This window comes from Streptomyces hokutonensis (assembly GCF_042751305.1).
GTDB classification, from domain to species: domain Bacteria; phylum Actinomycetota; class Actinomycetes; order Streptomycetales; family Streptomycetaceae; genus Streptomyces; species Streptomyces hokutonensis_A.
In genome coordinates, this window is record NZ_JBHYWD010000001.1 from 424,626 (window position 1) to 448,429 (window position 23,804).

A 23,804-nucleotide genomic window follows, 5' to 3' on the forward strand; every position below is an offset into this window, starting at 1 on the left:
CCTAGCTCAAGTGGACGTCGGACAGGGACGGTTCGGCGAGAGCCGGTACGGCGGCCTCGCGGACGAACGCCGCCGCACGCTCGCCGATCATGACGCTGGGCGCGTGCGTGTTGCCGGCGGTGATCGACGGCATCACCGACGCGTCGGCGACCCGCAGTCCCGCGATGCCGTGCACGCGCAGCTCGGGGTCGGTGACGGCGTCCGCGCCCGTGCCCATCCGGCAGGTGCCGGCCGGGTGCCACAGGGTGGTCGCGTTCGTGGCGACGTACCGGCGCAGCTCGGCGGCCCCGGTGATGTCCTTGCCGGGGCCCAGCTCGTCGCCGCGGAACGCGTCGAAGGCCCGGGTGGCGGCCAGCTCGCGCGCCAACTCAACGCCGCGCGCCAGGACTTCGAGGTCGGCGGTGGAGGTGAGGTACCCGGCGCTGACGACGGCGTTGGACCGCGGGTCGGCGTCGCGCAGCCGTATCCGGCCCCGGCTCTCCGGTCGCAGCGCGATGGGCGCGAAGGTGAAGCCGGGCCCCTCCCACTGGTCGGCGGGGGCGTCGGCCGGCAGGAACTTGATGGGCCCGAAGGTGAATTGAAGGTCGGGGGCGTCCTCCGGACCGGCCTCGCGGGTGTGGGTGAACAGCCCCGCCTCGGACAGCAGCGCCCCGTCCGGGTGCTCCTGGAGCGACTGGTAGCAGACGGGCGTGAACAGGTGGTCCTGAAGTCCGGCGCCGACCCCCGGCAGGTCCTGCACGCAGCGGATGCCGTGCTCCCGCAGATGCGAGGCAGGGCCGATGCCGGACAGCATGAGCAGCTTCGGCGTCTCGAACGCCCCGGCGGACACGATGACTTCGCTCTCGGCGCGCAGTTCGTGCCGGGTGCCGTCCTGGACGAACTCGACACCCGTGACCCGCGTCCCGGAGAGCAGCAGCCGGGTGGCCAGGGTGTCGGTCAGCACGGTCAGGTTGGAACGGTCCAGGGCCGGTCGCAGATAGGCGTCGGCGGTGCTGCACCGGCGGCCCGCGTCGTCGCGGAACGTCTGGTACAGGAAGCCGAAGCCCTCCTGCCGGGCGCCGTTGTAGTCCCCGTCGGTGTCCGTGGCGTACCCGAGTTCACCGGCGCCTGCCACGAAAGCCCGCGCGATGGGGGAGGGTCGATCGAGTTGCCGCACCCGGACCGGACCGCCCGCGCCGCGGAACTCGTCCGCGCCGCCCGAGTAGTCCTCGGCCAGCCGGAAGAACGGCAGGACCTCGTCGTACGACCAGCCGGTCGCGCCCTCGGCGACCCAGCGGGTGTAGTCGTGGCGGCTGCCGCGCACCCACATCAGGGCGTTGACGGAACTGCAGCCGCCGACGACCTTGCCACGGGCCACGGGGACTCGGCGGCCCTCCATGCCCGCCTCGGACTCGGTGACGTAGCCCCAGTCGATCTCGCTCCGCCACTCGGCGGTGAGCAGCGAGAGGACCGAGGCGGCGTCGGCCCGGTGGATCTCGGGGCGCTCGTCCCAGCCGCCCGCCTCCAGCAGGACCACGGTCGTGGACGGATCCTCGCTCAGGCGGGCCGCGACCGCGCAGCCGGCCGAGCCGGCGCCGACGACGATGTAATCGGCCCCGAGGGGCACCGACTTCGACGGCATGACAGCCTCCAAAAGGTGACGGGGAATCAGATCGCGGCCGGCTCGCCGACCCGGTAGTCGACGATCAGCGGGCGGGCGCCCGGCGTGGACCGCTCCAACTGCCACTTCTGGTTGATCCGGAAGGACGAGACGGACCCGTCGGCGGTCGACTTGGCGGTCCACACCACCGTGACGTCGACGTCGATACGGGCGCCCTCCTCGTGCGTGGTGACCTTCTCCACGGTGTGGCTCTGATCGGTGTAGGCCTCGCCGACGGCCGTGTACCAGTCGAGGAAGTCCGCGTGGCTGTACAGGGTCCGCTCCGGGAAGGCCATCACCAGGCCCTCGTCGGTGACGAAGGGCAGCAGCTCCTCGACCGGCGCGTGCGCGCTCAGCAGGTCGTACCAGCGCTGCACGAACTCGGCGATCTCCCGGTCGGAGCCGGTCTGTTCGCTCGGCATGTGTGTCTCCGCTCATCGGGGTTCCGCTCCCGGGGTCCGGAAGCGACACGGTCCGATGACCCCACATCCGCGCCCGCCCGGTCCGCTCGTGCGCGCGGACCGGCCGCACTGTGCGAAGTCGCGGCCCGAGCTGCGGCAACTCCCGTCGTACGCCGGTGGGTTCACGCAATGAAGACCGATGGCCACAACATGCCGTAGTGCGTTCGGCCACTTGAGGATGTGCCGCGACCGGGGCGCCGCCGGCGGCCGGGGCGAACGGCCCCGACGTAGACAGGAATCCGCCAGTTGGCACCGTCCCGCCGAACGGGAGGAACCCCATGAGCAGGCGCATTCTGGTCGTCCTGTCCGAACACGGCTACTGGGGCGAGGAGTTGATCGGCCCCCTGGAGACCTTCGACCAGGCCGGTTACCACCTCACCTTCGCCACCCCCACCGGCAAGCGCCCGCAGGCGCTGCCGCCGAGCATGGACCCCGAGTACATCGACCCGCCGCTCGGCCGCTCCGTCACCACCCCCGAGACCGCCGCCAAGGTGCGCAAGGTCGAGGACTCCGACCGGCTCGACAACCCGCTCGACCTGTCGTCCTGGCTGCCCGACCGGCCCTACCGGTCCAAGCCGTACTTCCTGCGCGACTGGGAGGCCTACAACACCCGCCTGGAGCAGGTGCGTTCACAGATCGCCGACCGCTACGACGCGCTGCTGATCGTCGGCGGCAGCGGACCGATCGTCGACCTCGCCAACAACTGGCGGGTCCACGACCTGATCCTCGCCTTCCACGCCCTGGACCGGCCCATCGCCGCCGAGTGCTACGGAGTCGCCTGCCTCGCCTTCGCCCGCGACCAGGAGACCCGCGAGTCCCTGATCCGCGGCAAGCACGTCACCGGCCACTGCATCGAGTACGACTACAAGGACGGCACCGGGTTCATCGGCACCGACTTCGTCATGGGGCCGCCGCCGTACCCGCTGGAGTACATCCTGCGCGACGCCACCGCACCCGGCGGCGCCTATCACGGGAACTTCGGCAAGGAGACCTCCGTCATCGTCGACTACCCGTTCATCACGGGCCGTTCGACGCCCGACTCCTACCTGACCGGACAGAAGACCGTCGAGGTCCTCGAACAGGGCCTGCGGCAGTGGGGGTTCAGGACGACCGCCTGACCCACGGCGACCGCCTGACGCTCCTCCGCCCCGACGAGAGGTGAGCACACGATGGACAGCAGGCCCGCGCGGATCGCGCTGCTCGAACAACTGCAGGCCGAAGGGGTCCGGTTCATGTTCGGCAACCCCGGCACGGTCGAGCAGGGGTTCCTCGACGAACTGCGCTCCTTCCCCTCGATCCAGTACATCCTGGCCCTCCAGGAGTGCACGGCCGTCGGCATGGCCGACGGCTACGCACGCGCCACCCGCACCCCGGCGGTCCTGCAACTCCACTCCGGAGTAGGGCTCGGCAACGGCATCGGCATGCTCTACCAGGCGATGCGCGGCCACGCCCCGATCGTCACCCTGGTCGGCGAGGCCGGGCTGCGCTACGACAGCATGGACGCCCAGATGGCCGCCGACCTGGTCGGCATGGCCAAACCCGTGACCAAGTGGGCCACCCGCGTGGTCGACCCCGACTCCACGCTGCGGGTGCTGCGCCGAGCCTTCAAGGTCGCCGCGACCCCGCCGTACGGTCCGGTGCTGGTCGTGCTGCCCGCCGACGTCATGGACCACGACACCACCGAGGCGGTGGCGCCCGTCTCCTACCCGGAGACCCGCAGCCTGCCCGCCCCCGACACCGTGGCGAGGGCCGCCGCGCTGCTCGCCGACGCCCGAAACCCGATCGTCATCGCAGGTGACGGCGTCCACTTCGCGGGCGCCCAGGCCGAGTTGGCGCGGCTGGCCGAGGTGTGGGGCGCCGACGTGTACGGCGCGGACTGGGCCGAGGTCAACCTGTCCGTCGAACACCCCGCCTACGCGGGCCAGTTGGGCCATATGTTCGGCGAGCAGAGCCGGAAGATCACCGGCGCGGCAGACGGTGTCCTCATTGTGGGCACCTATGTGCTGCCCGAGGTGTACCCGGCGCTCGACGGCGTCTTCGGGGCCGGTGTCCCGGTCGTGCACATCGACCTCGACTCCGGCGCGATCGCCAAGAACCACCCCGTCGCCCTCGGCATCGTCGCCGACCCGAAGGCCACCCTGGGCCTGCTCGCCGACGCGCTCGGCCGGGAGATGGGCCTCGGGCGGCGGACGGCGGCGGTCGAGCGGCTGCGCCGGCGCGCCGCGCAGCGTGCGGCCGCGCTCGCGGCGGCCGACGCGCGGGAGGAGGCCACGGCCGCCGCCCTGGAGCTGCCGACCATCGCCGTCGCCCAGGAGTTCGCGCGCCGGCTGCCGCCGGACGCGATCCTGTTCGACGAGGCGCTGACGGCGTCCCCGGAGATCTTCCGCCGGCTCGCGCCGACCGTGCCGGGCCAGTGGATGGAGACCCGCGGCGGCTCCCTCGGCGTCGGCATCCCCGGCGCGCTGGGCGCCCAACTCGCCCACCCCGACCGCACGGTGGTCGGCTTCACCGGCGACGGCGGCAGCATGTACACCTTCCAGGCGCTGTGGACGGCGGCCCGCTACGGCCTGCCCACCAAGTTCGTCATCTGCAACAACGGCCGCTACAAGCTCCTGGAGAACAACATCGAGGAGTACTGGCGCGACCAGCACATCCCCGCCCACGAACAGCCCGAGATCTTCGACTTGAGCAGCCCGGCCGTCGACTTCGTCTCCCTCGCCGGCTCGCTCGGTGTGGCCGCCGTCCGGGTCGAGAAGCCCGGGCAGGCCGAGGAGGCGGTCGCGCAGGCGCTCGCCCACCGCGGGCCGTTCCTCATCGACCTGGTGACCGCCAAGGGGAAGGGGTAGCCGCCGTGCGACTGACCGGTCACAAGATCGCCGTCCTGATGGAGAGCGACTTCTACGAGCCCGAGATCCTCTACTACCGCTACCGCTTCCCCGAGGAGGGAGCCGAGATTCACTTCCTGTCCCGACTGTGGGGCAACGAGCGGATGACCTTCCAGGGGCACGAACACCGCATGCCCTTCGAGGTCGACGAGTCCTTCGAGGACCTCGACGAGTTCGCGCTGAAGGAGTACTCGGCGGTGATCGTCCCCTCCGGGATGGTCGCCGACCGGCTGCGCTTCACCGAGGACCCCCAACTCCTGCCGCCCGCCTCCCAGTTCCTGCGCCGCGCGTTCGCCGACCCGGCGATCGTCAAGGGCATCATCTGCCACGGCATGTGGCTCGCCGCACCCGTGCAGGGCCTGATGCACGGCCGGCGCGCGGTGGTCCACAACAACCTGCTGGGCGACCTGCGCAACATGGGCGGCGAGTACGTCGACCAGGACGTCGTCATCCACGACGACCTGGTCACCGGCCGCACCGGCAACCACTGCCACCTCTTCGCACGGACCATCATCGACCTGCTCGCATCCCGTACGCCGGCCCCGACCGGGCTCCGCTGACGGGATCCGACCGGGAGGAGTCGACCATGACACCGGTGACCGGGCGCATCCCCGTCCTCGACGTCCGACCACGGGTGCGGGACGGGGAGTTGCCCGCCAAGGCCGTGACCGGCGAACACCTCGACATCACGGCCACCGTCTTCCGCGAGGGCCACGGCGCCGTCGCCGCGGACGTCGTCCTGCACGACCCCGCGGGGCGCCCGGCCCACCGGGTCCCGATGACCCTCGTCGACGAGGACGCCGACCGCTGGCGGGCGACCGTCGTCCCCGACACCGAGGGCCTGTGGACCTTCCGGGTCGAGGCCTGGGCCGACCCGCTGGAGAGCTGGCGGCACGACGCCGCGCTGAAGATCGCGGCGGACGTCGACACCGAACTCACCCTCACCGAGGGCGCGTTGCTGTACGAACGGGCGGCACTCGGCATCACCTCCACGGACCGCCGGGAGGCGGTCTCCGCGGCCGTGGCCGCGCTCCGCGACACCCTGGGTCCCCCTCCGGCCCGGCTGTCCGCCGTCACCGCCCCCCGGGTGACGGCCGCCCTGGGGCGCTACGCGCTGCGTGATCTCGTCACCGCCTCCCGGCCCCTGCCGCTGCGCGTCGAAAGGCGGCGCGCCCTCGTCGGCTCCTGGTACGAACTGTTCCCCCGCTCGGAGGGAGCGGTGGTGCAGGCGGGCAGCCGCCCGATCGGCGGCACACTGCGGACGGCCGCCGAGCGGCTGCCCGCCGTGGCCGCCATGGGCTTCGACGTCGTCTACCTACCGCCGGTCCACCCGATCGGCACGACTCATCGCAAGGGCGCCGACAACACGCTCCACGCCGGCCCCGACGACGTCGGCTCGCCCTGGGCCATCGGCTCCCGGCACGGCGGCCACGACGCCATCCACCCCGACCTCGGAACCGAGGACGACTTCCGCCACTTCGTCGCCACCGCAAGGGAGTTGGGCCTCGAAGTCGCCCTGGACCTCGCCCTCCAGTGCTCACCGGACCACCCCTGGCTCACCGAGCACCCCGAGTGGTTCCACCACCGCGCCGACGGCTCCATCGCCTACGCCGAGAACCCGCCCAAGACGTACGAGGACATCCACCAGCTCGACTTCGACGGCGACCCCGAGGGCCTGTACGCCGAGGCGCTGCGGATCGTGCGGCACTGGATGGACCTGGGCGTGCGGATCTTCCGTGTCGACAACCCGCATACGAAACCGGTGCAGTTCTGGGAGTGGCTGATCGCCGAGGTCGACGCCACCGATCCCGATGTGCTGTTCCTCGCCGAGGCGTTCACCCGCCGGGCGATGGTGCACGCGCTGGCACAGGCCGGCTTCCAGCAGTCGTACACCTACTTCACCTGGAAGAACACCAAGGCCGAGTTGACCCAGTACCTCCCCGAACTCGCCCGGGACAGCGCCGACTTCCTGCGGCCCAACCTCTTCGTGAACACCCCCGACATCCTGCACGCCTACCTCCAGCACGGTGGCAGGCCCGCCTTCGAGATCCGGGCCGTGCTCGCCGCGACCGCCGCGCCGAGCTGGGGTGTCTACGCCGGCTACGAACTCTGCGAGAACACCCCGCTGGCGGAGGGCACCGAAGACTACCTCGCCTCGGAGAAGTACCAACTCCGGCCCCGGGACTGGGCGTCGGCGGAGGCCGATGGCCGCACCATCACCCCCCTGATCACCCTGCTCAACCGGCTCCGCCGACTCCACCCCGCCCTCCAGGAGTTGCGCAACCTGCGCCTCCAGAACACCGACAACGACCAGATCCTCGCCTACACCAAACACGTCGAACTGCCGGACGGCGCAACCGACTTGGTGCTCGTGATCGTCAACCTCGACCCGCACCACGCCCACGAGGCCACCGTCACCTGCGACCCGGCCGTCCTCGGTCTGCCCGCCGACGGCACCCTCAAGCTGCGCGACGAACTCACCGGGGAGACCTACGCCTGGGGCGAGTCCACCTACGTACGCCTCGATCCGGCCCACCAGGTCGCGCACGTGCTCACACCCGCGGAGGGAACATGAGCGACGGCATCCTCGAACCCCTGCTGCCGGCCCTCGCACCATGGCTGGAGGGCCGCCGATGGTTCGACGCCCGGTACGGCGGAGCCCAACTCGCAGCCAGAGCCGCCACCGTGCTCGGCACGGAACCACCTCTGCTGCTGCACGCCGTGGTCTCGGCCCGGCGCGAGGACGGTTCCGTCCTCGACTACCAACTCCTGCTCGGCCTGCGCCCCCACCTCCCCACCCGCCTCGAACCGGCCGCCATCGCCACCATCCCCACCGGCTCCTACCAGGGCTGGCAGGTCTACGACGCCCTCGCCGACGGCGCCCTGCTGGGACTGCTGCTGCGCACGCTCGCGGGCCCCGGCACCGACCCCGGCCTGCGCCTGGAACGCACCGGCCGCTACCCCCTGCCCGTCGGCCTGGTACCCCACCCGCTCTCGGGCGAGATGAGCAACACGGCCGTGGCGTACGGCGGCCGGATCCTCCTCAAGATCTTCCGCCGCCCCGAACCGGGACCGCACACCGAGGTCGAGGCCCTGCACGCCCTCACCCGGCAGGACTGCGCCCGTACCCCGCACCTCTACGGGGCGCTGCACAGCGACGCCCCCGGCGCCGAGGGCCTGGTGCTCGGCCTGGTCGAGGAGTTCCTGCCCGACGCCCGGGACGGCTGGGAGGAGGCGGTGCGGCAGGCGGGCGACTGCATGGACGGCACCGGCCGCAGTGGCCCGGCCGGCGGCTTCACCGCGCACGCGCACGGACTCGGCCGGGCCGTGGCGGACGTGCACGGCGCGCTGGGCAAGGCGTTCGGCCGCAGCCGCCTCACGGCACAGGACGTGGCCGAGGAGGCGGCACGCATGAACATGCGGCTCAAGGAGGCCGCCGAGGAGGTCCCGGCCCTCGCCCGCTACAGCACCCGGCTCGGCGCCCTCTTCGACGACTACGCCCGGGTCGCCGGGCGCGGCAGCCCCGTCTTCGCCCAGCGCACCCACGGAGATCTGCACCTGGGCCAGGCGCTGCGCGCGGCGGACGGCTGGCGGATCGTCGACTTCGAGGGTGAACCGGCCCGGCCCGCCGCCGAACGCGCCCGCCCGCAGCCGGTGTTGCGCGACATCGCCGGCATGCTGCGCTCCTTCGACTATGCCGCCCGCACCGGCCTGGCCGTCCGCGAGTCCGGCGACCCGGGGGAGGACGGCTCGCCCGCGCGGCGACTGCGCCGACGTCGGCGCGCCTACGCGTGGGCGGTGCGCAACCGGCGGGCCTTCATCGAGGGATACGCGTCGGCCGGGCGGGAGGACCCGCGCTGCCAGCCGGTGGCCCTGCGCGCCTTCGAGGCGGACAAGGCCGTGTACGAGGCCGTATACGAATCCCGCCTGCGCCCCGACCGGTTGAAGATCCCGCTCGCCGCCGTGCACCGGCTGGCGAACACCTCCCGCTGAACTCCGCCGAATTCACCGCCCCGCCGGAATAGGAACTCCCGTGCTCTGTAAGGGAATTCCGGCGGGAATTCCGGTGAGGGGAGAGCGGGCGGAATTCACCGGCGGATTGCCCGCCCTCGCGTCCCGTCTAACGGAGACACGACGAACCCCCCGCCCCGGGCACTCTTCCAGGCGAGGGGTTCGGAGGGCTCGGATCCGGCCGGAAACGGAACCGGGGCGCCTGCCTCACAGGACCGCTCCACGGTGAAAGGTCCGGGTCTGTAACGGAGGTGAGGGCGAAAGGTTCGTACCGGATTCGGGGAAACGGCGGGCAGTTCAGGCGCGGTGCTGCTCGGAGAGGATCTGGCCGGGGTCGCGGTGCGGTGCCATACCGGCGGCCGACAGCGCCCGGTCGTACGCCTTGAGCGCCTCGGCGGTGTTGCCCTGCCGCTTCCAAAGGTCGCCCAGGTAACGCCAGTTGAGGGCCACCTGGTGGGAGGGGCGGAACTGGCGCAGCTGCCGGGTGGCGGCCTGCAGATACTGCGCGGCCTGCTCGTGGTTGCCGCGCATCAGCTGGATCTCGGCGAGCGTGCCGCGCGCGCCGACGGCCTGGATGCGGGACTCGGTGCCGGTCAGCCCCAAGGCCCGCTCCGCGTGCGCCGCGGCCTCGTCCCACTGTCCGAGCATCGCGTCCGCGTCGGCGAGACCGATCTCGCACTGGGCGAGCTCCGGCGCGTTGCCCACCTCGGCCAGGAGCTGCTGGGCCTCCTCCAACAGCTGCTTGCCGCGCGCCGGTTCGGGCTCGTCGACCTGGAGCAGCAGGGAGCCGTAGTTCATCTTGAGCATGGCGAGGTGACGGAGGTTGTCGTCCTCGGACATCAGCGCGAGCGCCCGCTCCACCAGGGCCAGCGCCTCGTTGAGCTGGCCGCGGGAGCGGGCCACCAGGCCGGCGTTCCAGTAGACGGCGCCGCGCGCTGCCCGCGCGCCCTGCTTCTCGGCGGCGTCCAGGAGCTTGCCGCCCATCAGCTGGGCGTGGATGAGGTCGCCGCGCATGTGGAACGAGCCCATGAGCGTGGCGCCGAGCTGGACGTGGTCGACCGTCACGTCCAGGCCGAGGGCGTCCAGCCGGGCCATGGCGCGCTCGCCGATCTCGATGCTGAGCGTGATGTCGCCGGCGTTGCGATAGCAGCGGCACAGGGCGACCGCGATCTGGCACCACTCGGCCGAGCCCGGCGCCAGGTCGGGGTCCCGCTGGAGTTCCTCCAGGACCGCGATGGCGGCCTCGGTGCGGTCGAGCTTCTCCAGCGCGGAGGCCTGCCCCATGCGCGCCCGCCGGGTCATCGGGACGTCCAGGAGGTTGGGCTTGGTCAGCAGCTCGCTGAGGGTCTGCAGGGCCTCGCCGTTGCTGCCGTTGCGCAGGGCCATCTCGCCGAAGGCCAGCCGCAGGCGCGCCTCTTCCAGCTCGTGGTCGTCCCGTCCGCTGCGCAGGTACTCGGCGGAGCATCCGAGGCGCTCCGCGAGGGCGGCGAGCACCGCGTCCGACGGTGCGCGCTTGCCGGATTCGATCAAGGAGATGTAGCTCGCCGAAATCTCGCTGGACGCCAGGTCCTGCTGCTTGAGGCCACGTTTGCCGCGCAGCAGCCGGATGCGGTCGCCCAGCCCTGTGGTCGTCGTGTTTTCGAGAGGGTCCATGTGGGCTCCTAGGAGGTGGCTTTGACCACCGGGATGACAGATCAACGTTACCAGTAAGTCGTCTGCGATCCAATGGAGTTTCCTTGATCGATTCGCTGGCGCGAAGTGGTCTGGGCAGGCATTTTCTGAATTGACGTTAATTCACACTTCATTTGGGTGTGGGCATTCCGCTTTTCGAGATCGTCTTTTGCAAGATTAATACTTGACTCATTGAGTAAGTTCTTGTTGACTCATCTTGTCAATGCGTCATCCGTAAATGCTCGGAGAGGAGATTTTCATGAGCATCAAAGTATTCACGCTCATAGCAATCGTCGTCTTCGTCGGTGGGCTTGTGACGAGCGGACTCTGGTTGAACGGTTCGGGTGCCACCACGCACCCACTGCGAGAGGGCATCGCCCAGTCGAGCGGTGCGAGCGGCGCCTGCTGCTGAGGCGGCCGTACGGACAAACGGCACACGAGGCTCAGCGGACCGGAGGACGGTCCGGCGGTCAGTTCCAGGGCCGGCCGGTCGTCCCCCGGTCTGTCCGTGTCTGCTCCCAGGGCAGTCCCCGGTGCGGGAAATGGCATGCCACCGTGTGGTTGCCGGCCGGGGTGACCTGCGACTGGCGCGGGATCTCGGTCTCGCAGCGCAGCCGCCGCCCGGCCGGGAGGTCCGCGGCCACGGGGCACCGGGACCGGAAACGGCACCCGGCGACCGGCGGCGCCCCGGCCGGGGGTTCGCCGGGCAGCACGATCCGGCGCCGGGCACGCTCGGCGACCGGGTCCGGCAGCGGGACGGCCGACAACAGCGCCCGCGCGTAGGGATGGCGGGGCCCGTCGAACACCTCGGCGACGGGCCCCGTCTCCACGACCCGCCCCGCATACATCACGCACACCCGGTCGGCGATCTGCCGGACCACCGCCAGATCGTGCGACACCAGCAGATACGCCGGCCCCAACTCCCGCTTCAACCGCAGCAACAGCTCCAGGATCTGCGCCTGCATGGACACGTCCAGCGCGGACACCGGCTCGTCGAGCAGCAACAGCGCGGGCTCCACGGCCAGGGCCCGCGCGATGGCGACCCGCTGCCGCTGCCCCCCGGAGAACTGATGCGGATAACGTTCCGCGTCCCCCGGATCCAGCCCCACCTGAGCGAGCAACCGCGGAACCCGCGCCTCTACGACACCCCGTGGCACCCGGTGCGCGTACAACGGCTCGGCGACGATGTCACCCACCGGCATCCGCGGATCCAGACTCGACATGGGATCCTGCGGAACGATCTGCACGGCCCCGCGCAGCAGCCGCGCCGTCCGCCGGCTCAGCCGCGCGACATCCTGCCCGAGAATCTCCACGGTCCCCGCCTCCGGGGCGGCCAGCGCCACGATCTCCATCAGCGCCGTCGACTTCCCGGCCCCGGACTCCCCGACCACCGCGAGGGTCTCCCCACGGCACACCTCCAGATCGACTTCCTCGACCGCCCGAACCGCCCGCTCACGGCGGCGCCGGCCGCTGACGGGTATGTAGGTCTTGGCGAGACCGGAGACCCGGAGTATGACCTCGGGGGCGTCCGGGCCCGGGCGGGAAAGCGGAAACTCCGTCGGCTGGACGGCACTTGGGAGGGCTTGGCCCGGGCGCGGGCCGGGAAGTGGGACCGTCGTCCACGGCGGGCCGGGTACCGATGACGCTGCCGGCCCCGGGACACTGGGAAGGGCGTGGCCCGGCTGCGGGCCCACGCGCCCGTCGGCAGGGAGGGCGTGTCGGCCGCTTCGCGTGGCGGGCCCCCGGCCGGGCCCGGTCGGCCCATTGCCCGGTGCCGGGGACCCCTCGCCCGGGGCAGTGGGATCTGCGCCGTGCACGCCCTGCACTTCATCGCGTCGGGCGTGCTTGCCGGCCCCGTCGGCCAGTGCCTCGCCGGGGCGGGTATGTCTCCCGCTTGCGTCGGCCGAGACCCTGCCCAGTCCGGCCTGCCCTCCGCTCACGTGGGTCGGTGGTCCGCCCGGCCGGGTGTGGTTCCCGCTCACGTCAGTGGATGTCCCACCTGCCCCGGGGTGCTCCCTGCCCATGGCGCCCGATACCCCACCCGGCGGAAAGAGCCCCGTCGCCCCCCGGTGAATGACCAGCGGGATCCGCCGGCACGCCGCCTCGTGCGCGGCGGGGCCCGCGAGGCCCGCCCGGGACGGGCTGTCCACGCCCAGGAGGGGGATGTCGGAGGTTTCGCACTCCGGCTGGGCCAGTGGGCAGCGGGGGGCGAAGGCGCAGCCGGCGCCAACCGTGCCCGGTGTCGGGGCCGTTCCCGGTATCGGGGTGAGGGGGACGCGGGCGTCGGCCCGCGGCACCGAGCCGACGAGGCCGACCGTGTACGGCATCCGGGGGCGGGTGAGTACCGTCTCGACCGGGCCCGTCTCCACCACCCGGCCCGCGTACAGCACGGCGACGCGGTCCGCCGTGCCCGCGACCACGCCGAGGTCGTGCGTGACCAGGAGCAGGGCCGCGCCGGTCTCGCGGCGGGCGTCGGCGAGCGCGTCCAGGACCTGGGCCTGGACGGTGACGTCGAGCGCGCTGGTGGGCTCGTCCGCGACCAGGACGTCGGGGCCGTTGGCCATCGCCATCGCGATCATCGCCCGTTGCCGCATCCCCCCGGACAGCTGGTGCGGGTAGGCGCGAGAGGCCCGCGAAGGCTCCGGTACCCCTACGAAGTCCAGCAGCTCCACCGCCCGCCGCAGCGCCGACTCCCTTGGCGGGCGGGGCCGTTGGTGGATGCGTACCGCCTCCGCGAGCTGGTCGCCGACCCGCCGCACCGGGGTGAAGGCGTGCAGTGGGTCCTGGAAGACCATGGCGATCCGGCGCCCGCGCAACCGCGCCAACTCCCGTTCCGGCAGCCCGAGTAGCTCCTCGCCCAGTAGTCGTACCGACCCGCCCACCGTCGCGTCCGGCGGCGCGAGCCCCATGAGGGAGAGCGCGGTGAGGGTCTTGCCCGTTCCCGACTCGCCCACCAGGCCCAGTACTTCACCGCGGCGGAGGGTCAAGTCGACGCCTCGCACCACGGGTACCGGCGGGCGTCGCCCTCCGCCGACGGCGACCGTCAGACCGCGGACCTCCAGTACGGCGTTCACCCGGACACCCCCGACGGCACGGCGGTGCGCGACGGTGCGACGCCGTCCGCCGTCGTCGGATCGAGCGCGTCCCGCAGGGCGCCGCCGACGAGATTGACAGCCAGCACGAACGCGATCAGCAGCCCTGTGGGGAAGAAGAACATCCACGGATACACCAGCGCCACGTCCGTCGCGTCCGCGATCAGCGTGCCGAGGGACACGTCCGGGGGCTGTACCCCGAGACCGAAGTACGACAGCCCGGTCTCGCTGATCACCGCCGCGCCCACCGCCAGCGTCGCGTCCGTGATGAGGAACGACGCCGTGTGCGGCAGCACGTGCCGCCACAGGATCCGGGCCGGCGAGACCCCCATCAGCCGTGCCAGCACCACGAACTGACGCTCCTTCAGCGATCGTGTCATCCCGCGTACCGCCCGCGCGGTGACCATCCAGCCCAGCAGCGCCAGCAGCCCGACCAGCGCGATCCAGCTGCGGTCGCGCAGCCGGGGCGCGGCCACGGACAGCACGAGGAAGGCGGGGAGGACGAGCATGAGGTCCACGACGAACATCAGCACCCGGTCCGTCCAGCCGCCGAAGTAGCCCGCGCAGGCGCCCACCACGGCGGCCAGCCCGGTGGAGAACACCGCGACCAGCAGCCCGATCAGCAGCGACTTCTGCAGCCCCCGCACGACTTGGGCGAAGACGTCCTGCCCGATCCGGTTGGTGCCCATCCAGTGCCGCGTATCCGGCGGCTGCCGCAGCGCCGTGTAGTCGACGTCCGTGTGCGTCCACGGGCTGAGGTACGGCCCCACGAACGCCAGGGCGAACAGCACCAGCAGGACCGCGAGCCCGCACAGCGCGCCAGGCCGCCGTACCGTCCGGCGCAGCACCGCGCGCCCCCGTCCGCCGGCCCTCATGGCTGCCGTACCCGGGGATCGAGCAGTGCGTGCAGGACGTCGGCGAGCAGCCCGGCGAGCAGGACGACGGCCGCGGCGAAGATGTTCACGGCCACCACCGAGTTCACGTCGCCCTTCTGCACCGAGTCGACGAGCCAACTCCCCATGCCGGGCCAGCCGAAGACCGCCTCGGTGAACACGGCACCGGTGAACAGGGTCAGCATCCCGAAGGAGAAGAACACCGACACCGGGACGAGCGAGATCCGCAGCCCGTGCCGCAGCAGCGCACGGCCCGGGGTGAGCCCCTTGGCGCGGGCGGTGCGCAGATGGTCGGCGCCCAGCACGTCGAGGGTGGCGGCGCGCTGGTAGCGGCTGTAGGAGGCGATCGCGGGGAGCGCCACACAGATCGCCGGCAGCAGCAAGTGGGCGGCGGTGTCCCGCAGTTGGACGGTCCAGTCGCCCTGCAGTCCCGGTGTGTGCTCGCCCGTGTAGAGGATGACCTGGCTCCCGGCGGCCCGGTTGACCGCCAGGGCGCCGGTCTTCAGCAGCAGCGCCAGCACGAACGTGGGCACGCACAGCACCGCGAACGAGAACACCGTCAGGATCCGGTCGCCCGGGCGGCCGTGGCGGACCGCCGCCCACACCCCGGCCAGCACCCCCACCGCCGTACCCACCACGGTGCCGACCAGTAGCAGCCGCACCGACACCCCGACCCTCCGGCCGAACTCGGCGTTCACGGACTCCCCGTCGATGGTCCGGCCCAGGTCACCGTGGAGGGCCCGTCCCGCCCAGTGCGCGAACCGCTCCGGCAGCGGAGCGCGGTCGTCCATGCCCAGCCGGGCCAGCTCCGCGTCGACGACCCGGGCGGGCGGGGGCGGCTGACGGCCCTCGAAGTAGGCGCGCGGATCGAGCGAGGTCGAGGCGAGCGCGTAGGTGAGGACGACGGAGGTGAGGAAGAGGATCGTGCAGTGGACCAGGCGCCTGAGGATCAGGGAGAGCATGGGCCCTCGTTCCGCTTCATGTGGGTGACACATCGTGATGTTAAGCTCCGGCTCCGCAATGCGCAGGACAGTTCGGGCAGTTGACGGTTCGTCCGTTCTGGGAGGGCCGCAGGGTGGAGCGATTAAGGCGCCGGCTCGCGCGCTCGCTGGTGTGCACGCTCGTTTTCCTGGCCATGGCAGGCTGCTCCGGTTCTCCCGGCACCAACGGCCGTCCGGCGCTGCCGACTTACGGCACCTACGACATCAACGCCCAGCCCGCGGACGCCCTCCGCGCGGGCGGCACGCTGACCCTGCCGATGGCGCAGATGATCACGCAGTTCAACTTCGACCACGTCGACGGCGCCCTGGACGACGTGTGGACCGTCGACAGCATGACCGAGCCGCGGCTCTTCGCCCGCGACGCCAAGGGTGTTCCGCACGCGGTACCGGAGTACCTGCTCTCCGCGTCCGTCACCGGCACCTCGCCCCAGGTCGTCACCTACCGGCTCAACCCCAAGGCCCGCTGGTCCGACGGAACGGCCCTGGGCTGGCGGGACTTCGCCGCCCAGTGGCACGCACTCGGCGGCGCCGACCAGCGCTATCTGGTCGCCGACACCAGCGGCTACGACCGTATCGCCGACGTACGCCGGGGCGCCGGCGCGCACGAGGTGCGGGTCACCTTCAAGCAGCCGTACGCCGACTGGCGCAGGCTGTTCACGCCGCTCTTCCCGGCCGCCGCCTACGACACCCCGCAGCGCTTCAACTCCGGCTGGCAGGGCCAACTGCCCATCAGCGCGGGCCCGTTCAAGCTCGCCTCGGTCGACCGGACCGCGCAGACCGTCACCCTCGTGCCCGACCCCCGCTGGTGGGGCACCCGACCCCGGCTCGACCGGATCGTCTTCCGCGTCCTCGACGCCGACGCCGCCCTCCAGGCCTTCCTGAACGGTGAGGTCGACGCGGTCAACGCGGCCACCAGCGAGGCCTACGCGCAGCTGAAGAACGCGCCGGACAGCGAGATCCGCATCGGCTCCGCCTGGGACGAGGTGCACATCACCCTCAACGGCGCGGGCGGCCCGCTCGCCGACCGAACCGTACGCAACGCGGTCCAACAGGCCGTCGACCGCACCGCGTTGGCCGACGTCGCCGCCGAAGGCCTCCCGGTCAAGGTGCCCTTGCTCGGCAACCACTTCTTCATGACCAACCAGCCCGGATACACCGACAACTCCCGCCCCTACGGCACCTACGACCTCAAGGCCGCCGAAAAGGCCCTGGACGCCGCCGGCTGGAAGAGCCCGGGCGTCGGCAGGACCCGCATGAAGAACGGCCGCAGCCTCACCCTCCGCTTCGTGCTCAGCGAGGGCACCAACCGGCTCGGCGAGGACCTCGCCCAGCTCGTCCAGCACATGCTGGCCCAGGCCGGCATCCGCGTCGACATCCAGAAGGTGCCCGCCTCCGCCTACGCGTCGCAGTACCTGGAGAAGGGCAACTTCGACCTCGCCATCTTCCGGTTCACCGGCCTGACGTACCCGAGCTCCGCCTACGCCATCTACCGCCGTCCCACGACGGGACAGCCGTACCAGAACTACGGAGGAGTCGGATCGGCACAGGTCGACCAGCTCCTCGGCCAGGCAGTCGGCGCCCTCGACGAACGGACCGCCCGGCGGCTCTACGACCGCGCGGACGCCGAGATCTGGCGGCTCGGCCACGACATCGAGCTCTACCAGCGCCCCCAGATCCTCGCCGTGCGCAAGGGCCTCGCCAACTACGGGGTACCAGGACTCGGCGACGTCGACTTCAGCAAGGTCGGCTGGCAGAAGTGAGCGCACGGCGGCCCCGTACGGACGATTCCGTACGGGGCCGCACTGACTCGCGGGTTCAGGCACGCGGGCGGCTCAGGGCTCTCTCGTCCGCCTGCTGGCGCACCATGTCGTAGCCGAGCGCCGCCGAGGCCAGCGTCACATGGTGGTGCCAGCCCCGGAAGGAGCGGCCCTCGAAGTCGCCGAGCCCGAACTCCTCGTGCATCCGGCCGAGCGCCCCCTCGGCGAACCGCCGCAACTGCGCCAGCGGCACGATCTCCGCAAGACGGCGGGCCGGGAGGTTCGTCAGCCAGTAGGCGCGCGGCCGGGAGCGGCCGTAGGGCCAGTCCGCGAGCAGGAGACGCGGCCGGGGAAGCGTGCCCGCGGCCGGGTCCGCGCGCAGGAGCACCGGGCCGGTCACGAACTCCGAGTGCCGCATGCGTTCGGTCACCGGGTCGTGCCAGGTCACCGAGGCCCGCTCACCGTGGCGCGCCGCGTGCGCGGCGAGTTCGGCGAGCGTGCCGCGCGTCCCGGGGGCGGCGGCCTGCCGCCGGGGCAGCAGCACCGGGGTGTGCGGTGCCGCCTGGACGAGATAGCCCAGGCCGCGCGCCTCCAGACCGCGCAGCAGCGGGTCCGGGTCGCTCTCGCAGCGCCAGTCGGCCAGCACCGGCAGCGGCTCGAGCGACCACTCGTCGAGCATCTCGTCGAGCGCCTCCAGTACGTAGCTCCAGCGCGGCCTGCACCGCTCCTGGGCCGGGACATGGGCCTGGCCGCGCAGCCGCTCGTCGCGGTCCCAGCGGGCCGGCAGCAGCAGCCGCCAGTTCACCGGGACCCCGCCCGCCTGGCCCACCAGCGAGGCGGCGAGCGCCAGTTGGCAGTTCACCGTCCGTTCCTGGGAGGCCGCGTACTGACGGGCCACGCCCACCGAGCGGTCGCCGTTCTTGGCGAAGACGACCTCGTCGACGGACCAGGCCTCGGCGCGGAAGGCCCGCACCACCTGCCGGGCGAGCCGCCCCCGCACGGGAGCGGACGCCCACGGACTCTGGTTCACGAACTGCTGGATCTGCTGCACGGCCCGCCTGCCGAGCACCTGCTCGGAGATCCGGGCGGGTGTCTTGCGCCCGGGCACGTCCAGCAGCCCGCGCACGTACACCTCGCCCCAGCGCCGCTGGTCGGCACGGGTGAAGTCGCCGAACAGCTCGCGGCAGTAGGCGGGGAGCCCGGCGGAGGTGCCCGGCGGTGCCCCCGGGGTGCGCATCGGGGGTAATGGGAGGGTGATGGTCGCGAGGTCACTCATGGTTGCACTCGTCACCCCCAGCCAGCAGGAAGGCGTCCGTCGCGAGCAGGGCGTCCGCCACGTCCGGCAGCGCGCAGCCCACGATGACGAAGTCGACGTCCAGGCCCGCCTTGGTGCGCTGGAACAGCAGCTCGTTGATGGCGGGCCGGCACATGCCCCCGACCTCGCACAGATGGAACTCCACGCGCTGCGGGGCCGCCGCCATGACCTCGGCCAGGACCCGGCGGAACTTGCCCAGTTCGGTCGCGTCGATCACACCGTGGCAGCTGACGTGTGCGGTGCCGCCGTCGAACGAGGTGCGCATCCGCAGCCGCATCGTGGCCGGCTCCAACTCGACGCGGACGCGCACGGGTTCGTCGCCGCGTGGCAGTACGACCGTCAGGTCCTTGCCGTCGAAGTTGTGGTACGGCTGGTCGTCGACCCACACCCGGGTCAGTTCCACCGAGCCGGCCGGCAGCAGATCGGGCGCCACCCGCAGCACCCGGTCCGGCAGGTCCGCCGGGCGGGGCTTGAAGTGCAGGGTGACCGGGTCGTCGCTGAGCAGCAGCCCGGTGTAGGCGGCCGACAGGTAGCACAGCTCCAGCGCGTGGTAACCGGCCATCGCGTGGCTGCCCTTGAGGCGCTCGGTGCCCAGCAGGTAGGGGATGCCGTTCGCCAGCACGTTGAAGTAGACGCCGCCGTCCTGGTAGTCGAGGAAGAAGGCGTTGTAGAACGCCGCCGCCTCGCGCGCCAGCCGCAGCTGCTCCGGGTCCCCGGTGGTGCCGGCCAGGATCAGATAGGCGAGGATCGCCTGTTCCTGCTGCCACCAGGCCTTGCGGTCGTGCCAGACCATGCGGTGGATGCCGCTGTCCGGGTCGGGCTGCCGCTCGACCACGTCGTACCAGCCGCCGCGCAGTCCGTCGCTGCCGACCGGCGGCATGATCTCGGCGATCCGCTCGGCGGTCGTGCCGTACTGGGGCTTGTCGTGCAGGGACTTGATGCGGGTCAGGTTCCAGGCGATCTTCAGGTTGTGGCCGACGACCGCCCGGTCCTGCTGCCAGCCCCAGGTCCGGTCCGGACTCCAGTCGGCGTGGAACCGTTCCTGCACGAACGGGCTGTTCGGCTCGTCCGGGAACCGCTCCACGATGGTGTCCGCGGTCTCCTCAAGGAGCGCGGCGAAGTCCGAACGGCCCGTCGCCAGATAGGCGTTGATCAGATACGCCGGGGCGTGGTCGCCGACCGAGTTCCAGTTCTTGCGGGACCGGTTGCGGCCCAGCGAGTCGGCGTTCGGGTCCAGGGTGATCGGGTCGAGGTGCGAGAAGAACCCGCCGCGCACGGGGTCGCGGAAGTACTTCTGGAACAGCTCGACCGTCCGGTCGATGTCCTGGAGGATGCGCGGGTCGCCGGTGATGCGGAACGTCTGGGTGGGACCGGCGAGCGCGTAGATCTGCTCGTACATCGGGATCGCGTCGAAGTCGTCGCCGAACTCCGAGGCGAAGACCGGGCGGTGGCCGGAGGACGTGATGTCGATGCCGTGGTACCAGTAGGTGATCCCGTCGGCGGTGTCGTCCACCCGCATGTGCTCGCGCAGGTACTCGGTGCCGGCCTCGGCCGCCTCCAGGAAGCGGTCCTTGCCGGTCAGCAGATACGCGGTGGCCAGGCCGTAGACCAGCCGGGAGATGGTGTCCGTCTCCTGGCGTACGTCCTTGCCCGCGAAGTCCGGCAGATGGGTGCCGCTGAGCGTGAGATGGGTGCGGAACCCGCGCCAGTCGTACACGCCGTCGGGGAAGTGGCCGCGCAGATAGAAGTCGGCGATGGCGGCGGCCTGTTGGACCCACCAGTTCGGGTGCTCGAAGACGTACTGGCCGCGGGTCTCCTCCGGGAAGGTGATCTCCTTGGCCTCGAACCGCGAGCCGCCCTCCCACTCGTAGAGGATGCCGTACGCGAAGACGTAGCGGCCCTCGGCCAGCATGTCGGCGGTGTCGGCGGTGGTGTCGCGGTAGTCGTCGCCGAGGTTGCGGACGATGCGCGAGACCGCGTTCGCGGGCAGGTGGACCGTGAACTCCCGTTCGTCCGAGGTGCGCAGGCCGAAGCGGCGGCCGGTGGGGCTGTAGTAGGTGATGTAGCCGGCGAGTGTGTCGGAGTTGATGCGTCGTTGCGCAGGTGCACTCATCTCAGGTGCCCTTCTCGTCGGGCAGGGACGCGAGCAGGACGACGCTGCGGCCCTGGGCGTGGTGGGTCGGACCGGCGACCAGCTCCTCTTCTCCGGGCGGAAGGATGTCGTAGGGGCCGGGGCGGGCCGTGTCGAGCACGCGGTGCCAGTGGTGGCCGGGGAGGTCGGGCAGCTCGAAGTCGAGCCCCAGGTGGTACATGTTGAGGATCAGATGCAGGTCCGGGTCACCGTCGAAACCGCCGTACGTGCAGGCCAGCACCCGGGCGTTGGGGTCGTCCCAGCCGGGTTGGTGGAGCCGGGTGCCGTGCCAGGTGATGTCGGGCTGGGATCGGGAGTTGAGGCGTTCGGAGAAGAACTGCGGTTCGCGCAGGGTGCGGTAGCGCTTGCGGAGCTGGACGACCCGCTGGGTGAAGGCGGTTGTCTCCTTCTCCTTCCTGGCCTGGTTCCAGTCGAGCCAGGAGGTCTGGTTGTCCTGGCAGTAGCCGTTGTTGTTGCCGCCCTGGCTGTTGCGGAACTCGTCGCCGGCCAGCAGCATCGGCACCCCGCGGCTCAGCATCAGCAGGGACAGCAGGTTCTTGATCTGCCGTACCCGTAGGTACTCGACGTCGGAGTCGTCGGTGGGTCCCTCGACTCCGCAGTTCCAGCTGTAGTTCTCGTCCGCGCCGTCGGCGTTGGCCTCGCCGTTGGCGTGGTTGTGCTTCGCGTTGTAGCTGACCAGGTCGTTGAGGGTGAAGCCGTCGTGGCAGGTGATGAAGTTGATGCTGTTGGTGGGGAGTTCACCCTGGGCGGCGAACAGGTCGGCCGAGCCGCCGAGCCGGGAGGCGACCTCGCCGACCATGCCGGCGTCGCCGCGCACGAACCGCCGTACGTCGTCGCGGAACGGGCCGTTCCACTGCGCCCAGCGCTTCCCCGGGAACCTGCCGACCTGGTACAGGCCGCCGCCGTCCCACGGCTCCGCGATGATCTTCGTCTCGGACAGCACCTGGGACAGTTCGATCGCCCACAGGGCCGGCGGCACCGCCATCTCGTAGCCCAGGGGGCCGCGGGAGAGTTCGGAGGCGAGGTCGAATCGGAAGCCGTCGACGTGGTGCTCGGTGACCCAGTACTCCAGGCACTCCACGATGAACTTCGTGACCATCGGGTGGTTGGCGTTGACGGCGTTGCCGCACCCGGTGAAGTCCATGTAGTGCGAGCGGTCCTGCGGCCACAGGTGGTAGTACGCCTCGTTGGCCGCGCCCCGGAAGCTGATCGTCGGCCCGAACTCGTTGCCCTCGCTGGTGTGGTTGAAGACCACGTCGAGGATGACCTCGATGCCCGCCTTGTGGAACGCCTTCACCATGTCGCGGAACTCGGTGATGTGCGTGGCGAGATGGGGACTCGAGCAGTAGCCGGTGTGCGGGGCGAAGAAGCCGTACGGGTCGTAGCCCCAGTAGTTGCGCAGCGGAGTGCCGTCGGGGGCGGTGCGCAGCACCTGGGTCTCGTCGAAGTCGAAGACCGGCAGCAACTCCACGGCGGTGACGCCGAGTTCGCGCAGGTGCGGGATCTTGTCGATGACGGCGGAGAAGGTGCCGGGCCGCGCGGTCTCCGAGGTGGGGGAGGCGGTGAGGCCGCGTACGTGCATCTCGTAGACGACGGTCTCCGCCATCGGGGTGTGCAGCGGGGCGTCGCCCTCCCAGTCGTAGTCGTCCAGGTCGACGACCAGACTGCGCATACAGTGCTCGACGTTGTCCCCGGGGCCGATGGCGTGAGTGCGCTCCCAGCGGCTGTTGACGTTGGCCCGCGCGTACGGGTCGATCAGCACCTTCCGCTGGTCGAACCGGCTGCCCAGGGCGCTGAGGTCGCGCGGTCCGTCGATGCGGAAGGCGTACACCTGGCCGGCGCCGATCCCGCGGACGTGGCAGTGCCAGAAGTGGAAGCTGCGGTGGCGGTCGGGGAGCAGCGGGATCGTGCGGTAGGGGTGCGGGCTGTCGCAGTGCTCGAAGAGCAACAGGTCGACGCGGGTGGCGTGTTCGGAGAAGAGCGAGAAGTTGACACCGTCGCTGTCGACGGTGGTCCCCAGCGGCTGCGGGCGGCCGGGGGTGACGTCGGAGGGATGGCCGCCATAGAGGTCGGTGGCCTGGTCGGGGCGTAAGGTCATCTGTTCCGTCATGGCATCTGTCGCAGAGTCGGTCGGAGTGTCGTACACATCGGTGGCCACCCTCAGGCGAGTGCGGCCCGGGCCGCGGTCGGAGTGTCGGCGCGGAGGCCGGTGAACAGTTCGTCCCAGGGCGGGGAGCCGGCGCCCGGCCCCACCTCGCTGCGCATCTCGAAGGTCACGCCCCGGGCGGCGGGCGAGTACAGCGACTCGACACAGGCGTCGGCCACATGCGGGCGGGCCACCCGGCCGTCGCCGACATCGCCCTGCTCCAGGTGCAGATGGCCGTGGCCGGGCTCGTCCGTCAGCCAGCCCGGGCGGATCACCGTGTACGGCAGCCCGGAGGAGCGGACCGCGTTCTCACCGGCGAGCCGCCAGTCCAGCATCCGGCCGTAGGCGTTCATGGGGTGGTCGCGGCGGGTCACATGGCGCTGGCTGACCAGCACGAAGTGCGGGTTCCCGGAGGCGGCGAGCAGGGCGTCCAGCACATGGCGGACCCCGGTGTGCAGGGTGGTCTCGGGGCTGTCGGGTCCGGCGTCGTCGGTGCCCGGCTCCACGATGTAGACGACCGCCGAACAGCCGTGCAGGGGTGTGCGGACGGTGGCGGGGGAGCGTACGTCGGCCGCGAAGAACTGTGCCTGCGGCGGATTGTGCCGCCGGGCGCGCTGGGTGCTGCGGCCGATGACCCGCACGCTCTCGTCACGGGCGAGCAGTTGACGGGCGACGAGCCGGCCGACGCGGCCGGTTCCTCCTATGACTGCGATCGAGCTGTCCATCGAGATCTCCACGGGGCTGCGGAAGAGCCGGAAAGGGCGGGGGAGTTGGCGGGGTG

Annotated in this window: 17 protein-coding genes; 7 read left to right on the forward strand and 10 right to left on the reverse strand. The window is 71.3% G+C overall.

The features are described 5' to 3' along the window. Position 1: 1 nt before the first annotated feature. Together ACFXC1_RS01925 and ACFXC1_RS01930 are read right to left on the reverse strand one after the other, a co-directional pair. A complete protein-coding gene (locus tag ACFXC1_RS01925) occupies positions 2–1,621 on the reverse strand; it encodes a GMC family oxidoreductase (RefSeq protein ID WP_381237407.1) in 1,620 nt (539 codons plus the stop codon). 26 nt (positions 1,622–1,647) lie between these two features. Continuing rightward, positions 1,648–2,061 carry a nuclear transport factor 2 family protein gene (locus ACFXC1_RS01930; RefSeq protein WP_381237410.1) on the reverse strand — a complete coding sequence of 138 codons (414 nt, stop codon included), beginning with the start codon at positions 2,059–2,061 and terminating at the stop codon, positions 1,648–1,650. A 317-nt stretch (positions 2,062–2,378) separates the two neighbouring features. Between ACFXC1_RS01930 and ACFXC1_RS01935 the strand changes: the two genes are divergently transcribed. From ACFXC1_RS01935 to ACFXC1_RS01955, 5 genes are read left to right on the forward strand one after another with little or no spacing between them, the layout of a single operon-like run. Further along, complete coding sequence (locus tag ACFXC1_RS01935; RefSeq protein WP_019072624.1) at positions 2,379–3,218, forward strand: type 1 glutamine amidotransferase domain-containing protein; 840 nt, start codon at positions 2,379–2,381, stop codon at positions 3,216–3,218. A gap of 51 nt (positions 3,219–3,269) precedes the next feature. Next, positions 3,270–4,946: a thiamine pyrophosphate-binding protein gene (locus ACFXC1_RS01940; RefSeq protein ID WP_381237414.1), complete on the forward strand. Its 1,677-nt coding sequence runs from the start codon at positions 3,270–3,272 to the stop codon at positions 4,944–4,946. Between the two features lie 5 nt (positions 4,947–4,951). After that, positions 4,952–5,545: a DJ-1/PfpI family protein gene (locus ACFXC1_RS01945; RefSeq protein WP_381237417.1), complete on the forward strand. Its 594-nt coding sequence runs from the start codon at positions 4,952–4,954 to the stop codon at positions 5,543–5,545. 26 nt (positions 5,546–5,571) lie between these two features. After that, positions 5,572–7,560, forward strand: a complete 1,989-nt coding sequence (locus ACFXC1_RS01950; protein WP_381237419.1) for an alpha-1,4-glucan--maltose-1-phosphate maltosyltransferase — start codon at positions 5,572–5,574, stop codon at positions 7,558–7,560. After that, entirely contained in the window at positions 7,557–8,978 is a 1,422-nt protein-coding gene (locus ACFXC1_RS01955; RefSeq protein ID WP_381237421.1) for a maltokinase N-terminal cap-like domain-containing protein, read from the forward strand. Before ACFXC1_RS01950 ends, ACFXC1_RS01955 begins: the two co-directional genes overlap by 4 nt. A gap of 315 nt (positions 8,979–9,293) precedes the next feature. Here ACFXC1_RS01955 and ACFXC1_RS01960 read toward each other — a convergent pair whose 3' ends face one another. Continuing rightward, entirely contained in the window at positions 9,294–10,649 is a 1,356-nt protein-coding gene (locus ACFXC1_RS01960) for a helix-turn-helix domain-containing protein (RefSeq protein WP_381237424.1), read from the reverse strand. Positions 10,650–10,926: 277 nt separating this feature from the next. Between ACFXC1_RS01960 and ACFXC1_RS01965 the strand changes: the two genes are divergently transcribed. Then, positions 10,927–11,079: a hypothetical protein gene (locus ACFXC1_RS01965; RefSeq protein WP_158697264.1), complete on the forward strand. Its 153-nt coding sequence runs from the start codon at positions 10,927–10,929 to the stop codon at positions 11,077–11,079. Between the two features lie 58 nt (positions 11,080–11,137). Here ACFXC1_RS01965 and ACFXC1_RS01970 read toward each other — a convergent pair whose 3' ends face one another. From ACFXC1_RS01970 to ACFXC1_RS01980, 3 genes are read right to left on the reverse strand one after another with little or no spacing between them, the layout of a single operon-like run. Continuing rightward, complete coding sequence (locus ACFXC1_RS01970; protein WP_381237428.1) at positions 11,138–13,741, reverse strand: dipeptide ABC transporter ATP-binding protein; 2,604 nt, start codon at positions 13,739–13,741, stop codon at positions 11,138–11,140. Continuing rightward, positions 13,738–14,634 carry an ABC transporter permease gene (locus ACFXC1_RS01975; protein WP_381237431.1) on the reverse strand — a complete coding sequence of 299 codons (897 nt, stop codon included), beginning with the start codon at positions 14,632–14,634 and terminating at the stop codon, positions 13,738–13,740. The genes ACFXC1_RS01970 and ACFXC1_RS01975 overlap by 4 nt, the downstream gene beginning before the upstream one ends. Beyond that, on the reverse strand, positions 14,631–15,614 hold the full coding sequence (locus tag ACFXC1_RS01980) for an ABC transporter permease (RefSeq protein WP_381237433.1): 984 nt from the start codon (positions 15,612–15,614) through the stop codon (positions 14,631–14,633). Before ACFXC1_RS01980 ends, ACFXC1_RS01975 begins: the two co-directional genes overlap by 4 nt. A gap of 173 nt (positions 15,615–15,787) precedes the next feature. Between ACFXC1_RS01980 and ACFXC1_RS01985 the strand changes: the two genes are divergently transcribed. Beyond that, a complete protein-coding gene (locus ACFXC1_RS01985) occupies positions 15,788–17,413 on the forward strand; it encodes an ABC transporter family substrate-binding protein (protein WP_381239391.1) in 1,626 nt (541 codons plus the stop codon). Between the two features lie 55 nt (positions 17,414–17,468). Here the strand turns inward: ACFXC1_RS01985 and ACFXC1_RS01990 are convergent, their stop codons facing one another. The 4 genes from ACFXC1_RS01990 to ACFXC1_RS02005 are packed head-to-tail and all read right to left on the reverse strand — an operon-like array spanning position 17,469 to position 23,748. After that, entirely contained in the window at positions 17,469–18,647 is a 1,179-nt protein-coding gene (locus ACFXC1_RS01990; RefSeq protein WP_431255708.1) for an IS701 family transposase, read from the reverse strand. Positions 18,648–18,678: 31 nt separating this feature from the next. After that, positions 18,679–20,838, reverse strand: a complete 2,160-nt coding sequence (locus ACFXC1_RS01995) for an AGE family epimerase/isomerase (RefSeq protein WP_381237438.1) — start codon at positions 20,836–20,838, stop codon at positions 18,679–18,681. Between the two features lies 1 nt (position 20,839). Further along, complete coding sequence (gene glgX / locus ACFXC1_RS02000; protein WP_381237441.1) at positions 20,840–22,987, reverse strand: glycogen debranching protein GlgX; 2,148 nt, start codon at positions 22,985–22,987, stop codon at positions 20,840–20,842. A gap of 50 nt (positions 22,988–23,037) precedes the next feature. Then, positions 23,038–23,748 carry an NAD(P)H-binding protein gene (locus tag ACFXC1_RS02005; protein ID WP_381237443.1) on the reverse strand — a complete coding sequence of 237 codons (711 nt, stop codon included), beginning with the start codon at positions 23,746–23,748 and terminating at the stop codon, positions 23,038–23,040. Between the last annotated feature and the right edge of the window lie 56 nt (positions 23,749–23,804).